Below are 15167 nucleotides of genomic sequence, written 5' to 3' on the forward strand. Positions count from 1 at the left end.
AAACGGATTTTTTACGGAAGTTCATCCGCAGGGTTGTCCCCATGATCATTGGTTGGCACCAAACCTTTCCCTGACTAATTGTGAATTGCGGATGGGCCAGTTCAATCCGCATTCCACAATCTGCAATCCGCAAGCACTTTACACGTGCGCCATACCGAAGTAATTGCTCCAGGCAATATCCAGCAAATCGGGCGTCAGATGCGGCGCCAGACTTTGGTAGGTGCAAATATCAATGAACCGGTTGAGCAAATCGCGCGGTTCGCAGGATTTCATCACCTTGCTCTCGACGCGATACTTGGCGATCAGATAATCGAGCACCGAATTTTCGTAACTGATGCCCAGCACATCGGCCCGCTTCTCAAAAATCTTGCGATAGGTCTTCTCGTTCGGCGGTTCGATCATCACGCGGTAACCGAGGCGGCGCAGGAACGCTTCGTCCACCAGGTCTTTCGGATTGATGTTGGTTGAGAAAACCACCAACTGCTCAAAGGGCACGGCAATCTTTTTGCCGGTGTGCAGCGTCAGGAAGTCCACTTTGCGTTCGAGCGGGACGATCCAGCGGTTGAGCAATTCTTCCGGCTCGACGCGTTGACGGCCAAAGTCGTCAATCACCAGCGTGCCGCAATTGGCTTTGACCTGGAACGGCGCTTCGTAATAACGCGAGGCGCGGTTGTAAATCAGATCGGTCGTTTCCAGCGTCATTTCGCCGCCGACGATGATCAACGGGCGCATGATGCGCAACCAGCGCCGGTCATAAGAATCATAGCCGTCTTCGTCAAACGTGCGTTCGTGGTTGTGCGCGTCATAGATGTTGATGACGTGTTCGTCCACCGCGACTGAATAGGGAATCCACACCGGTTTCGGCAAGGCGTTGTTCATGCGTTCGGCGACCGCCGTTTTGCCCAAGCCCGGCAAGCCCGACAGAAATAGACTGCGCCGCGAATTGAGCGCAAACCCGATGGTTTGCAACAGCGAATCCGGCAGCACGAGATCGTGAAACGCATCGGCGACGGCGGGCGGCCCAATGACTTCTTCGGGCTTGGCTTGCGAACGCACCATTGCGCTGTAGGCGGCCAACGAAACCGGCGCGGGGCCGACATAGCCGGAAATTTCCGCCAGGCGTTTGATCTGATCCCAGCCGCGATCCAGCACCGCATAGCGGTTGTTGTTGAAACTCACGCGCCCGCGCACCTCGACCAGCTTTTCACGGTAAAGATGCTGCATCAGGTCTTCGGCAATATGCAGCGGCAGACAAATGCGTTCGGAAACCGCCAGCGTGGTCATGCTACTTTCGGTGCCTGCTGTCTTGAGCGCCAGATCAGCCAGAAATTGAAAGGACATGCCGGTGGCTTCGACGGTTTCCGGCATCGGCGGGATAAAATCCTGCTCGACCATCACATCTTCATACATCATCGCGTTCCACTCCTCACACCCGTCCAAATGCGGAAAATGGAAGGCGGGGTACGAACTAAAAATGCCAAGCGTTTTCTTCCGTACTCCGCCTTCCGCATTTCTATTGATCCACCGTGGTCGCTTCTTTTGACTGATTGGTCACGGCCAATTTCTTGTACTGCTCGTTGAGCGAAGCAGCCTCGCGCGCCCGGCCCGTGCGTTCATAAAGCTGGGCCAGATTGCTCAGCGCGGGCAACGAAGAGGGCTGTGTTTGCAGCGCGGCTTCATACGCCTGTATCGCCTGCTCATATTTGCCGTGCTGGCTAAACACATAACCCAGATTCAAATAGGCGCCAAATTCACCCACGGCTTGCGTGAAATGATAGCGCGCCTTCTCGAACTCGCCTTTGCGCCCGTAGGCCAAGCCAATGTTGTTGTGCAGGCGTTTGTCTTCAGGCGAGACCTGTAAGCCTTTGCCGTACCATTTGACCGATTCGCCGTAATTCCCCGCCAGATAAAACGAATAACCGAGATTGTTCAGGAAGCGCGTATTGTTGGGTTCCACACGCAGCGCTTTTTTGTACTCATTCTGCGCGTTCTTGTACTGGCCTTTCTCGTCGTAACAGACGGCCAGCATGTTGTACGCCTCGGAATTATTCGGATCGAGCACCAGCGAGCCGACCAATTTCTCGATGGCCGAATCAACCCGCCCTTTGCTGTGCTGTTCCATGGCGTCGTCGTAAAGCTTCGCCGCCGCCGCCGCCACCGAACTGGCCTCGACATTGAGCGGCGCGGTTTCTGTTGGAACACTATTGGCTGTGCGGTTCACCGGGGTGATCTTCACTTTCTGCGCATCTTTCTCTTTGGCCCGTGCGACATCTTCATTCGCCCCATCGCCACCCCGGAAAATGCGCGCCACCAACCGCACGGGCGCGCTGATGATTTTTTTGAACGTGCCCGGCTTGCCCGCAGTCGTCGTCGTCGGTTTGACATTGCCGGGCGTATCATCTCCGTAGCCATACAGGAAGATTTCGGTCGCCGTCAGGTGATCGGCCAGGCGCAGCCGCACACCGGGCATGGCCACCAAAAAACCGAGCACCAAGGCCATCGTTAACGCCGCGGCGACGGCGGGTTCTTTCAACCAGCGCCGCCAACCGGGTGCGGTCTGTTTGTTATTTTGCGGGTTGATCAATCGTTCGTCTGTCATTGGGTCTCACCTTTCAATGCGCTGACGCTTGCGAGAGTCCGAGGGAGGAATGACGGGGGTTTGAACCCGCACCGTCAAACATTCGGAAGAGCCTCGCCAGGCCGCGCTGAATCGGGTTGATTTGGGGCACCGACCATTTCAACCAATCGCTTCACCAACACCATTACTCCCAAGAAAAGCTGTCACCTGCGAAGGGAATCGGTAAATCGTAAGTTCGTAATCGTCTCGTTATGTTGCGCCAGTCCGGCAGAACCGAAGTGGGGAAAATCTATTCGGCGGACAGGCCGCCGTGTGGTGTCACACGCCTGGGGCGGGCAACGCGCCGCAAACTAATTTTCAAACTCTTATCAAATCATCATTAACCCATTGAGTAACCCATTGAGAGGGTACGTCCAGCACCTGTCATCTATGGATACTTTTTACGGGGATGCCACAGCGGGCTTCTGCGGGGCAACGCGGCGGCGCTGAAACAAATTGCGCGGCCTGTTCAGAAGAAGTGGGCGGCGATAACCTGAGAGAGCAGCCTTGGGGCGGTTACGCCGGGGCGATTGTCATCTCCTCGGCGCTACTTTTCAACTAAAAAGATCACATTCTGCAATTTGCGGGGTTAAAGATCCCATTCTTCATCGCGTTCGCGCACCCGGCGCTTTCCCACCACCACGCTTAAAAAAGCGACAATCACCAATAAAACGACAATGATGATGTAATTGAGGGTCAAATCAGGCCGTGGCTCGTCTTCCATCTGCAAGAGCCGTCCGGCCCACAAAATCATCGAATTGAGAAAAATCATGGGGCATTACTCCTAAACGCTGCGCATCAACCAAGCGGCAGGCAAGCGGCGGGAGCCACTTGGTCAATTCGAATTCAGCGTACCAGCACCGCCAACAAAACGGCCACCAGCGGCGTGCTCATTCCGCCCAGTGTCATGGCTAAAGCCACCAGACCCGAACCTGAAAAGAGCAACGCCACTATCCCGGCCACCAAACCGACCGACAGGCTCACCAGCACGAACCGATTGATCACCAACCGCATTTCCGCCTGCCGTAAAAACCGCTGCAAATGCGTCAACACCTCCAAGCGACTCACCAGCCGCTGTAAAACTGGCAACCCCGGCTTTAGGTGCAGCGCCGTTCCTTGTCCGGCGCCCGCTTGCGCGATCTCATTCAAGCGCCGGTCAATGACACGCCGGTAACGCGCCGTCTCGCGCGTCAGAAAGAAATAAACCGCCGCCGTACCGCACAGCAACGTCAACCAAAGCGACAAATAAACTAACGTCATAACACCGGCGGCTTGCAGCCTCGTGATGTTTCAGCCGCAATCCGCATCCTCCCTTACACCGACACCGTGAAATCAATATGCTTCGAATAGATGCGCGGGCATGCGGAAGCCATACGCTTCCAGTTTGTCTGAACAACGCGGGCGGATGCCGGTCGCTTTGAACGAACCCAGCACTTCGCCTTTCGGCCCCATGCCAGTGCGCGTGAACTTGAAAATATCCTGCATGGTGATGATCTCGCCTTCCATACCGATGATCTCGGTCACGTGCGTGATCTTGCGCGAACCGTCGTTCAAGCGCGCGCACTGCACGATCAGGTTGATGGCCGAACTGATCTGCTGGCGCATGGCTTTTTCGCCCAGGCGCAGGTTGCCCATCGCAATCAGGGTTTCGAGACGCGACAGCGAATCGCGCGGCGTGTTGGCGTGGATGGTCGCCAGCGCGCCGTCGTGACCGGTGTTCATGGCCTGCAACATATCCATCGCTTCATCGGAACGCACTTCGCCGATGATGATGCGTTCGGGGCGCATACGCAGCGAGTTTTTGACCAGATTGCGGATGGTGATTTCGCCCTTGCCTTCGATGTTGGGCGGGCGCGTTTCCAAGCGGACGACGTGCGGCTGTTGGATCGTCAATTCAGCCGAGTCCTCAATCGTCACGATACGTTCATCGTGTGGAATGAACCCGGAGAGGCAATTCAACATCGTCGTCTTACCGGCACCGGTACCGCCGGACACGAGGATGTTCAAACGCGATTTGACGCAGGCTTCGAGAAATTGGGCCAGGGCCGGGGTCAGGGCTTTGAACTCAATCAGATCGCTGATCTTGAGCGGGTCTTTGCCGAAGCGGCGGATCGAGAGCGAGGGGCCGTCAATCGCCAGCGGCGGGATGATCGCATTGACGCGCGAACCGTCGGGCAAGCGAGCGTCGCAGAGCGGCGTCGTTTCGTCCACGCGGCGGCCAATGCGCGAAACGATGCGGTCAATGATGGACATCAGGTGCGCGTCATCACGGAAAACAATGTCGGTCAGTTCCAGCTTGCCACGCCGCTCGACATAAACCTGTTTGGAGCCGTTGACCAAAATGTCAGAGACCGTTTTGTCTTCGAGCAAGGGTTCCAGCGGCCCCAGGCCGAACAACTCATTGATGACGTCGGTTTGGACACGCTCGCGTTCGAGGCCGGAGATCGGGATATTCTCTTCATCCAAAATGCGATCCACCGCGCGCCGCACGTCGGCTTGCATCAGCATGGGATCCATCTTTTCCAGCTTCGACATGTCGAGCCGGTTGACGAGAATGCGCCCGATGCGCAAGCGCAATTCCTGCATCTCTGCCGTATTCTCGCGCAAACCGCCCGTTGTCGGCGGCATCGCTCCGGGACGATAGGATGGCGTGCCAAATTGATTGCCGGTGGCGTCGCCATACTGCCCGCCATTCGCGGGCGGCTGCGCCCCACCGGGACGAAACGTCGTGGCCTGCTCCAATCTGGTTCTTAAATCCGACATAGAGGAATCTTCCTTTCCGAGGTCATGTTGCTTAACTGATGTCCGGCCTTTGCCAGCGTTTGTCTGCGTTCTGCCAGCGGTTCTGCCAGCGGTTCTGCCAGCGGCGCCTCTAGTTCGAATACGGCAGGGCGCACTGCCACGAACTGTGAGGAACATGTTCAATACGCGGCCAACGAAGTTCCTTGCTGGTTGCGACCTCACCTTGTAGTAACGAATTTATTCGTTACGTCCCACGCGTAACGAATAAATTCGTTACTACAAGGTGAGGCTCAAACCGCCAAAGAACCTGGGTGCCGGTGTAGTCAACGGCGTCCGAATAAAAACCAACTGCTATGACCGCTGCGCGCGGCCTGTGCGTTGTGCTCCGGCAGCAGCTCTTTACCGCTCAACCGGCCCGCCAACTGATAAAAATCCTGGGTCAGGAGCGGCTGGGTTTTGCTCAACACCAGCGGTTCACCCATGTTGATCGAAGCGATGGCCGCCGGGTAATCATTTGCCAGCGTCGCATAAATCCTGGTCTCCAAGACTTTCTCGACCTGCTTCAGATCGAATTCCGGCGCTTTCTCGTAGCGGTTGACCACCAGCTTGATGCGTTCGCGGTCATAACCCAGCCGCTTGAAAAGATCGAGCGCACGTTTGGCGCTGCGAATCGTGGGGATGTCAAAGGTCAAAAGCAAAACCCGTTCATCGGCGCTGTCCAGCGCGCCGATGGTGGTTTCATCCAAGCCGCGCGGCAAATCCAGGACAACGTATTCCATGCGTGATCGAAGCAGATTCAGCACGCGCATTACGTGAGCCACTTTCACTTCCTCTTCGCGCCCACTCTCAGTGGGGGCAGCCAGTAAGGAAAGCCGGTCGGTGCGCGGCGTCAGGTACTTTGCCAGCAATTGCTCATCCAGCCGGTCAAAGTTCTGCACCACGTCGGACAACGTCGCCACCGGCTCCAGGCCCAGATAAAGCGGTTGGTCGCCGGCTTGCAGATTCAAATCCACCAAACAAGTGCGCGCTTGCGCCACGCGCGCCAGACTCGCCGCGAGATTGGCCGCGACGAATGTCGTGCCGCAGCCGCCTTTGCTCGAATAAACCGCAATCACTTTGCCGGGCCGGGCTTCGGGGGGACGCTGGAATTGCTGTTCGAGTTTGGCGAAAGCCGCCATGACTTCTTCCAAATTGAGCGGCTGACTCAAACACTCCAACGCACCCGCGCGCAACGTTTTCACAATCACTTCTGCCGAGGCGTTCTCGCTCGCACAGAGCACGGCGGCGTCAGGCAATTCCTGATGTAGGCGTCCGACCAGCCGGAACGACTGTTGCAACTCAGCGTCGAGAAATAGCAAGACGGCTTGCGGACACAGCCGCTGCAACTCTTCAAAGATCTGGGTGGGCGTCAATGTGGCGCGAGGCAATTCCGCCAGAATCACCAGCGGCGTTTGGCAGGCATTGCGCAGCAACACGCGCTCCTGCAAATTCAGGGTGCGCCCGACCACAACAACGGAGAGGGTCTTTAACACAGGCTCCTCGGCTCAAACTGTGACGACAAAGGGATACGCGAACTGTCTGTTCAATCAACGGCCCTCACGCGGCTCCGTTCCTGTCTCCGGGTCTAAACCTGTGGCCTTTACCGTTGGCCTTCTTAATGGGATGCTCTGCGAGCTTTTTCCTCTCAGCAGGTGGGATGCGCGGGCGGCACTTTGGATAATCACGTTCGGGAGACTACTACTGAAAAACTGCGGGCTGGATTATATGCGCATCCAGCGCCAAACTCCATTGAAAATTTCACCCGCACCCATCACCTGCGCCTAGCTTTCGCTAGCACATCTCACTTTTCCGGCGCCTTCGCGCTGGCGTGGAGGTATCACGGTTTATCTTTTTTCGGTGGTTTGGGGGGCGCTTTTTCCGTCTTCGTTTCCGGTTTGTCTTCTGGCTTGCCTTCCGATTTGCTTGGCCCGCTCACGCCCGCTTGCACCAAAATTTCCGGCCCCTGTTTGCCGGAAAGCGCATGCCCGGCCTGTCCTTCGATACTTTCCACCGGCAGTTTAGACACCTCGGGTTTGGTAGCGGCGACCTGCGGCAATTGATCGGCATTGAGCGCCGCGACGGTTTTGACCGTCACGATAAAGATCAATTCCGTTTCGTGGCGCTGGAAACTGCGGCTCTTGAATAACTCGCCTAAAATCGGGACCTGGCTCAAGACCGGGACTTTCGCCAAATTGGCTTGCTCGACACTATCAATCAACCCGGCCAGCACAAAGCTTTGCCCATCGCGTAATTCCAGCGTCGTCTTGGCGCGGCGAATGCGCAGCCCCGGAATCACCAGCCCCTGCACGGTTACGCCCGCACTGAAATCCAGACTCGAAACCTCGGGTTCCAGCGCCAACCGGATATGATTCTCGTCCAAAATGGTCGGCTGGAAATTGAGCTTGATGCCAAACTCTTTGAACAGCACCGTGATGGGCGGCGCGCCTGTTGGTCCGGCAGGTTGTAACACCGGCACCGGGAATTCGCCGCCCGCTTGAAAGCTCGCCTGCTGCCTGTCCAAGGCAATCAGCGTCGGCTCAGCCAATTCACGCAACGCGCCACGCGCCCGCAAGGTGCGGATAAACGCCGGTGCCCCTGCCGTACCCAGACCGCTCAACCAAACATTGACCGACGAATTGGCCAGCCCAAACCCTTGCGGGCGCTTCGGATCAACGCCACCGCCCAGCCCTGACCCGCTGGGGCCGCCTGCGGCGCGCGTATTCACGATGGCCGGCACGGTGTTACTGACCAGCCCATTGGCGACGCCCAAATCGCGCACCAAGCGGCGCTCCACTTCGACGATGCGCAATTGCAATTGCACTTGGGCCGTATCCAGCACAGGCGCTTTGAGCAGGTTGTTGACCTTCAGGCCGGTCGCCTCAACGATCTTTTGCACCTGCTCCGCCATTTCGGGTTTGCTCACGCTGCCGGAAAGCACCACGCCGTTGGGCACCTGGCTGAGTTGGATGTTTTCGTTGGGAAAGAGCAGCCGAATTTGATTGTCAATGAGCGTCAGATTGACCTGCACATACACATCGAAAATCAACAAGCGCGCGGGTTCACCCGCCTGCGCTTCGGTAGCTGGGCGCTTGGCCCAAGCCACGACATTGACCTGACCGAAGGCCAGTCCATTGAGCAGAAATTGCTTTTCCGAAACCGGCACGACTTCAGCAATGTTGCTGTCCGAAACCGCCACACGTTCATAAGGCTGATCAAAATCCACCACGCGCGTTTGCCCGACCAGCACATCCAGTTTCAGCGGCAACGCATTGTTGGCAAAGGATGCCTGCAAGGTCAGGCGTTCTTGTGCCTGCGCCTGCACGGCATTCCGCCCAACCAGCAAGACCAGCAGCAGCCAAAGCAGCCGGGCGACCTGTCTGTTTTTTTGGTGCTGAAATTTCATAACGCTACCTATTGAATCGCGACGCGCGTGCGCTTGCGGCCTTCGATCAGTTCAATGGAAGGGCCTTTCTTTTCGCCGGGCGTCCCGCTGTCGGAAGCAGCCGGAGCAGGCGTCGCTGCCGGCAGAGTATGCCGCTGAGAAAGGGGACGCAATCCTGCCGGTTTCCGCAACAAATCATTGGCGGCGCGCGCTTCGAGCGCCGCATCTGCCAGCACATCGCGCCGTGTCGCGCCGGGCGTCGTTTCCACCAGCCGGTCGGTGGCGTTGCGTATCGAAAGCTGCAAGCGGCCCTCAGCTTCGGCCAATTTCAATTTTTCGGCCTGCGACGGCGTAACCTCCAACCAAACCACCTTGCCCCAAACTGTTTTGCGCGTTTGCGCAACGTCGCCGCCCGCCAGCACGCGGATGTTTTGCAGGATCACTTTTGAGACCGGCTTCGCGTTCTCAAGGGGCGGCGGCATAATCGCAATCACGTCCACATAACTGCCCAGATAATCATTCGTCTTGGTTGATTCGCTATTGCCACTGGTTTCATCCACGCGCACGGCCACGGCGCGCAAGCCTGGTTTCAATAAGCCACTTAAGCCAACCGGCGTGCCCAGCGCAGCCAATTGGCGTTTGAGCACAGGCGTCAGCGCAGGAATCTCAGTCAAAGCGACGCGGTGAACCACGGCGTGGCGCTCAAATACCGATTCAGGCGAGAGCAGGCTTTTTGGATATTTCGCCAAACCTATTTGTTGCGGATTGATTTCACTGCCCAACGGAATGTCCGACAACGCGACAACAACTTCAGTCAATTCTTCGGCACTGCGGGCTTGAATGCTGGTTTGCAAGTAACGCCGGACTGCTTGCGTCAGAAGCAATCCAAAGCACAGCGCACCGATCACTGCAATCCAAAACCGTCTATCCATCACCACTTGCTCCTCACCTCGGATGCCGCGCATCCGAAACCAAACGCCGCAGGCCTTGCTGGAACACCGGCCTGCGTGGGCACACGCACGAAGCCCAAGTTCGCGCCAATTTAAGGATGCTGTGCGTCTGTAAATTCCTGGCAAGGGGATGTGCGAACGATCGGCCGATCTACCAAGTTCGCTGTGTTTGGGACGTATTCAGGGGATGATATTTTGGCGCGTTTCCGGTTTGAATGCTTGTCGCTGATGCAACCCTTAATCTTTTTGCCAACGCGAAAGCACTGGATGACGCGGGGCATTCTATGCATGCCCTGCCAGCCAAGCAACATAAAAATTTTGACCCGTCGTGCGCAAGACTCCGTCAAGCATCTTTTTGCTACCGGCCACGCGCGCGCTTGTGGTAAGAAATGCGCCCGTAGTTTCCTAGCATCCCACCATATCTTTCGCGCATCCCCGCGAGGTTTCCCGCATGTCCGAATCCATCTCCCTGCCGCTCGCAAAGGCTGGCGCCAGTTTCAGTGCGCAACGTTTGAAAGAAGGGCTGACGCTGGTTTGCTTCTTTCTGCTCGTTGCCGTTTGGGTGTCGTATGCGCGGTTGAACAATCCGACCTTTGGCGCGCAAGGCGATCTGCCCGCGCATTACCAACTCACCCGCGCCTATGCCCAAAGCCTGGCCGAAGGCGCTTGGCTGCCACGCTGGGCTGGCATTCTGGATGGCGGACGCGGCGATGCGTTTTTCACGTTCTATCCGCCGCTCTTTTATGGACTGACCGCGCTGGCGGCGAAGCTGCTGCAAACCGATTTCATCAATGCGCTGAAAGTCAGCACGCTGGTTTGTCTGCTGCTGGCGCAAATCAATGCCTATTTGTTGGCGCGCAACTTCTTTCCCAAAACGGCGAGCGTGCTGGCAGCGGCGCTCTATGTGCTGTTGCCCGCGTATGCGCTGCTGACCTTGCACCGCGCCTTTTTGCCAAATGGCCTGGCGCTGGCGTTCGTGCCGCTGGCCTTGCTGGCCACACACCGTTTGTTGCTGGGCGAGCAAGTCAAACACGCCACGGCGCTCTTCGCCTTCAGCCTCAGCCTGATTGTCTTGACGCACGTCATCACCACGTTTCTGTGCGCCATCGCCGTGGGCTTGCTGGCGCTGTGTTATTTGCCTGAAGCGGGTTGGCGCGGCTGGAAAAACCTGCTGCTGGCCGGGCTGCTGGCCCTGGCGTTGACCGTCTTCTTCCTGCTGCCGCAACAACTGGAAATGAGTTGGGTGCAGGTGAAACTGCAAACCGCACAGCAAGATTTTCGCAATTACTTTCTGTTCGCCGCCGCGCCAGATAGCCAACAGTTTCACCAAGCCTGGGCCGAACTCAATAGGGCGGCGAGTTGGATCACCGTGCTGCAAACGGCGCTGATTGCAATCATTGGATTGGCCTTCTGGCGCAAGTCCCAACCACAGCCGCAACGCTTGCTGCTGCGGTTTTGCCTCGCGCTCGCGGCCTTTGGGTTACTGATTTCCCTGCCCGTTTCGTTGCTGCTTTGGGAACGTTTGCCCGGACTCGCATACATCCAATTCCCCTGGCGCTTGCAACCCATCGTCGGTTTATGCGGCGGTTTATTGCTGGCCGCTTTCCTCGCCTGCCGCACGGAGTTTTCTGCCAACAGCCGCAAGCTGCTAACGGGCGCGCTGGCCCTGTTGCTGCTCGGCAATTTCCTCTTTACCTACGTCATTGCCAAACACACCAAGGCCGAAATCGCGCGCGCCGAATTGATCAAGCACCTGGAAAATCCAGCCCGCCCGCCCATCACCATCGAACAATTGCGCGAACTGGAATATCAGGAAGAGTTCACCTATCTGGCTGCTCTCGCCAACCAAATCTATTTCCGCCCGCTCAGCGCCGATGCGTTGTTGTATGCGGCCAGCAAAGAATATGGCGGACTGAGCTTCGTCAACGGGCGCGGGCAGATCGTGGCGCAACAGTTGACCAATCAACACCGCGAATTCCGTTTGGACAATACCGAGCCTGTGCGCGTGCGGCTCAACACATACGCCTATCCGCATTGGGCCGCGCGGCTGGATGGCAACGCCGTCACACTCAACACCGAAACCGGCAGCGGCTTGCTGCTGCTTGATCTGCCCGCCGGACAACACACGCTGACGCTCGCTTACGAAATCCGCCAGCCTGCGCAAGTTTGGGCGCGGCGCATTTCGGCTGTGGCCTGGCTCCTATTCGTCGTTTGGGTGTTGTGGCTTGTCACCCTACGCCTAAAGTCCGGCGCGGGCCGCGTGCTATACTCGCCATCGGCATGACAGACCTTGCGGGCATCTACATTCACATTCCGTTTTGCGCCGCGCGCTGCCATTACTGCAACTTCGCCACCGGTGGCTATGAAGCAGAATTGGCCGAGCGTTACGTCCAAGCCTTGTTGGCTGAAATCAGCAACACCGATTTCAGCCGGCGCGCCGCAATGCGCGCCGCAGACACGCTCTATTTCGGCGGCGGCACACCCACCACACTCGGCATCGAACAGTTCGACCGTCTCATCACACGCTGCCGCACGCAATTCGACCTCGCGCCCAACACCGAAATCACTGCCGAAGCCAACCCCGGTTCCGTTTCGCTCGAATACCTGCAAGACCTGCGCGCGCTCGGCGTCAATCGTCTGAGCTTCGGCGTGCAATCGTTTGCCGATGACGAATTGCAAATGATCGGGCGCATCCACGATGCGCAGGCGGCGCGTGACGCGATTCAACTGGCGCGCCAAGCCGGTTTCGACAACGTCAGCCTGGATTTGATCGCGGGATTGCCCGAACAACAGGCCGCCACCTGGCAGCGTAATTTGCAGGAAGCCTTTGCCATCGCGCCCGACCACCTGTCGGTCTATCTGCTAGAACTCTATCAAGACGCACCGCTGCTGCATCGCATCAAGCGTGGCGAGTTGCGCGCGATTGACGAAGATTTGACCGTGGCGATGTATTACGCGCTGCTGGATGAGGCCGAAAAACACGGCTTCGCGCATTACGAACTTTCGAACTGGGCGCGGCCCGGGCGCGAATCGCGGCACAACCTGAAATACTGGACAGGCGCGCCGTACTGGGCCTTCGGCGTTTCGGCGGCGGGCTACGACGGCCAATCGCGCTGGTCGAACACGCGCAACATCCACGAATATCTGGCGAAGCTGGAAAGCGGCGCGTCACCCGTGGCTGAAACCAGCGTGCTCAATGATGAAGACCGGCAGAGCGAACATCTTTTCCTGCGGCTGCGCTTGCAAGACGGCGTCAACCTGCGCGAGCATCAGCAACGCTTCGGCGTGAATGCGCGCGAACGTTATCGCGAAGACCTGGCCCGGCTGGATGAAGCCGGGTTGATCGAATGGCAAGCCGACACGCTGAAGATTTCACGCAAAGGCAAGGTGCTGGCGAACGAAGTCTTTGCGGCATTTGTTTAAGCAGCGCGCAACATTGCCAACCACGGGGCGCACCGGGATCACGGGGACATTGATTGACCGGTGATTTTCCCCGTGTCCCACGTGCGCCCCGTGGTTTCAACGGCTTGATTCGATTTAACTCAATCTCAAATTCCAAATCTCAAATCCACCATGATTGATTTACGCAGCGACACCGTCACCAAACCCACTCCCGCCATGCGCCGCGCGATGACCGACGCCGCAGTCGGCGACGACGTTTACGGCGAAGACCCGACCGTCAACCGCTTGCAAGAACGCGCGGCGGAACTGCTGGGCAAAGAGGCCGCGCTCTTTGTCCCCTCCGGCACGATGGGCAATCAGATTTGCGTCCGGCTGCACACGCGCCCCGGCAGCGAAGTCGTGCTGGAAGAGCGCAGCCACATTTTCAATTACGAAATGGGCGCGGCGGCCGTGCTCTCAGGCGTCATCCTGCGCCCGGTGCGCGGCGAGGAAGGCTTGCTTAATTGGGATTTGATAAGCACTGCGATTCATCACAGCGCGCCCTATTACGTCACGCCGACATCGTTGGTCGCGCTCGAAAACACGCACAACATGGCCGGCGGCGCGCCGCTTTCGCTCAATGCCAGCCGCGCGATTTGTGACGGCGCGCACGCGCTGGGCTTGCCCGTGCATCTGGATGGCGCGCGCATATTCAACGCGGCGCTGGCGCTGAATACGACTGTCGCTGAGATTGCGCAGCCTTTCGATTCGGTGATGTTCTGTTTGTCAAAAGGCCTGGGCGCGCCGGTCGGCTCGCTGATTGCCGGCAGCCAGGCGTTTATCAAAGAAGCCGTCAGCGTGCGCAAACTGCTCGGCGGCGGCATGCGGCAGGTCGGCGTGTTGGCGGCGGCAGGATTGCTGGCGCTGGAAGAATCACCCAAGCTTTTGATCGAAGATCACGCCAACGCCAAACGGCTGGCGCAAGGCTTGGCCGAACTGCCCAGCGTCGCGCTCGACCCAGAACGCGTGCAGACCAACATCGTGATCTTCGACATCAGCGGCACCGGCCTGACAACGGCGCAATGCACACAGGAACTGAAAGCGCGCGGCGTGCTGGCCAATGGCATTAACGCGCGCGAGATGCGCATGGTCACGCATTACGACGTGAGCCGCGCCGACATTGAACAGACGCTGACATTCGCGCGCGAAATTTTGAGTGCGTGAGCTGAAAGAGAGATTACGGAACAGACTGAAATAACGGAACAGACTGAAAAGAGGGGCTGGGTTAAGGATTTTTTCCGTGTGTTCCGTTATTTCCGTCTGTTCCGTAATCTCTTTCCCCATTCGTGACCAAATTTTTCCAACCATCAATGACTGACCGCAAACTCATCATCGCCATTGACGGCCCGGCAGGCGCGGGCAAAAGCACGATTGCCAAAGAACTGGCGCGCCGCCTGGATTATCTCTTCATCAATACGGGCTCGATGTACCGCGCCGTGGCCTGGAAAGCCTTGCAGCAAGGTCTCTCACCTGAAGACGCTGAGCGCGTCGGCCCGCTGGCCCAAACCGCGCGCATCGAATTAACTGGTGCCGTAGACGCCATGCGCGTGCGCTTGGACGGACGTGACATCACTGCCGAAATCGCCGCGCCGGAAATCAGCCAGGCGGCCTCGCAGGTCTCAACCATCCCGGCAGTGCGCCGCGCGCTGGTCGCGCAACAACAGGCGCTGGGCCGCGCGGGCGGCGTCGTGATGGAAGGGCGCGACATCGGCACCCAGGTTTTCCCCAACGCCGAAATCAAAATCTATCTGGACGCCAGTGCCGCAGCACGCGCCGAGCGGCGCTACACCGACGAGCTGGCAAAAGGCTTCGACACCGGCCCGCTTGCCGTGACGCAAGCTGAGATCGAAGCGCGCGACCACCGTGACAAAACGCGCGCCGATTCGCCGTTGGCGCAGGCGGCGGATGCGATCTACATTGATTCGTCAGGACTGACGATTGAGGAAGTAGTCGAAAAGATTTTGGCGCTCATCGCAACGAAAGCTGAACGCTGATT

General features: G+C 58.0%; 12 protein-coding genes. 4 read left to right on the forward strand and 8 right to left on the reverse strand.

All coding sequences use genetic code 11. The annotated features are described in order from the left end of the window. Nucleotides 1-138 precede the first annotated feature (138 nt). The 8 genes from HY011_08390 to cpaB form a co-directional block, all read right to left on the reverse strand. Entirely contained in the window at nt 139-1413 is a 1275-nt protein-coding gene (locus HY011_08390) for an ATP-binding protein (protein MBI3422946.1), read from the reverse strand. 100 nt (nt 1414-1513) lie between these two features. After that, on the reverse strand, nt 1514-2599 hold the full coding sequence (locus tag HY011_08395; protein MBI3422947.1) for a tetratricopeptide repeat protein: 1086 nt from the start codon (nt 2597-2599) through the stop codon (nt 1514-1516). A gap of 607 nt (nt 2600-3206) precedes the next feature. Beyond that, nucleotides 3207-3389 carry a hypothetical protein gene (locus HY011_08400; protein ID MBI3422948.1) on the reverse strand — a complete coding sequence of 61 codons (183 nt, stop codon included), beginning with the start codon at nt 3387-3389 and terminating at the stop codon, nt 3207-3209. Nucleotides 3390-3463: 74 nt separating this feature from the next. Further along, on the reverse strand, nt 3464-3877 hold the full coding sequence (locus HY011_08405; protein ID MBI3422949.1) for a hypothetical protein: 414 nt from the start codon (nt 3875-3877) through the stop codon (nt 3464-3466). A gap of 72 nt (nt 3878-3949) precedes the next feature. After that, on the reverse strand, nt 3950-5245 hold the full coding sequence (locus tag HY011_08410) for a CpaF family protein (GenBank protein ID MBI3422950.1): 1296 nt from the start codon (nt 5243-5245) through the stop codon (nt 3950-3952). Between the two features lie 437 nt (nt 5246-5682). Continuing rightward, a complete protein-coding gene (locus HY011_08415) occupies nt 5683-6891 on the reverse strand; it encodes an AAA family ATPase (GenBank protein MBI3422951.1) in 1209 nt (402 codons plus the stop codon). A gap of 344 nt (nt 6892-7235) precedes the next feature. After that, nucleotides 7236-8801, reverse strand: a complete 1566-nt coding sequence (locus HY011_08420) for a pilus assembly protein N-terminal domain-containing protein (protein MBI3422952.1) — start codon at nt 8799-8801, stop codon at nt 7236-7238. Between the two features lie 8 nt (nt 8802-8809). Continuing rightward, nucleotides 8810-9712: a Flp pilus assembly protein CpaB gene (gene cpaB / locus HY011_08425; GenBank protein MBI3422953.1), complete on the reverse strand. Its 903-nt coding sequence runs from the start codon at nt 9710-9712 to the stop codon at nt 8810-8812. A 469-nt stretch (nt 9713-10181) separates the two neighbouring features. Between cpaB and HY011_08430 the strand changes: the two genes are divergently transcribed. From HY011_08430 to HY011_08445, 4 genes are all read left to right on the forward strand, one after another. Beyond that, nucleotides 10182-12014 (forward strand): hypothetical protein, encoded by a 1833-nt coding sequence (locus tag HY011_08430; protein MBI3422954.1) that lies wholly within the window; start codon nt 10182-10184, stop codon nt 12012-12014. Then, nucleotides 12011-13153, forward strand: a complete 1143-nt coding sequence (hemW, locus tag HY011_08435; protein ID MBI3422955.1) for a radical SAM family heme chaperone HemW — start codon at nt 12011-12013, stop codon at nt 13151-13153. Before HY011_08430 ends, hemW begins: the two co-directional genes overlap by 4 nt. Nucleotides 13154-13303: 150 nt before the next feature. Further along, complete coding sequence (locus tag HY011_08440) at nt 13304-14335, forward strand: aminotransferase class I/II-fold pyridoxal phosphate-dependent enzyme (protein ID MBI3422956.1); 1032 nt, start codon at nt 13304-13306, stop codon at nt 14333-14335. A gap of 146 nt (nt 14336-14481) precedes the next feature. Then, nucleotides 14482-15165, forward strand: a complete 684-nt coding sequence (locus HY011_08445; protein ID MBI3422957.1) for a (d)CMP kinase — start codon at nt 14482-14484, stop codon at nt 15163-15165. Nucleotides 15166-15167 lie beyond the last annotated feature (2 nt).

This window comes from Acidobacteriota bacterium (genome assembly GCA_016196035.1).
Taxonomy (GTDB): domain Bacteria; phylum Acidobacteriota; class Blastocatellia; order RBC074; family RBC074; genus JACPYM01.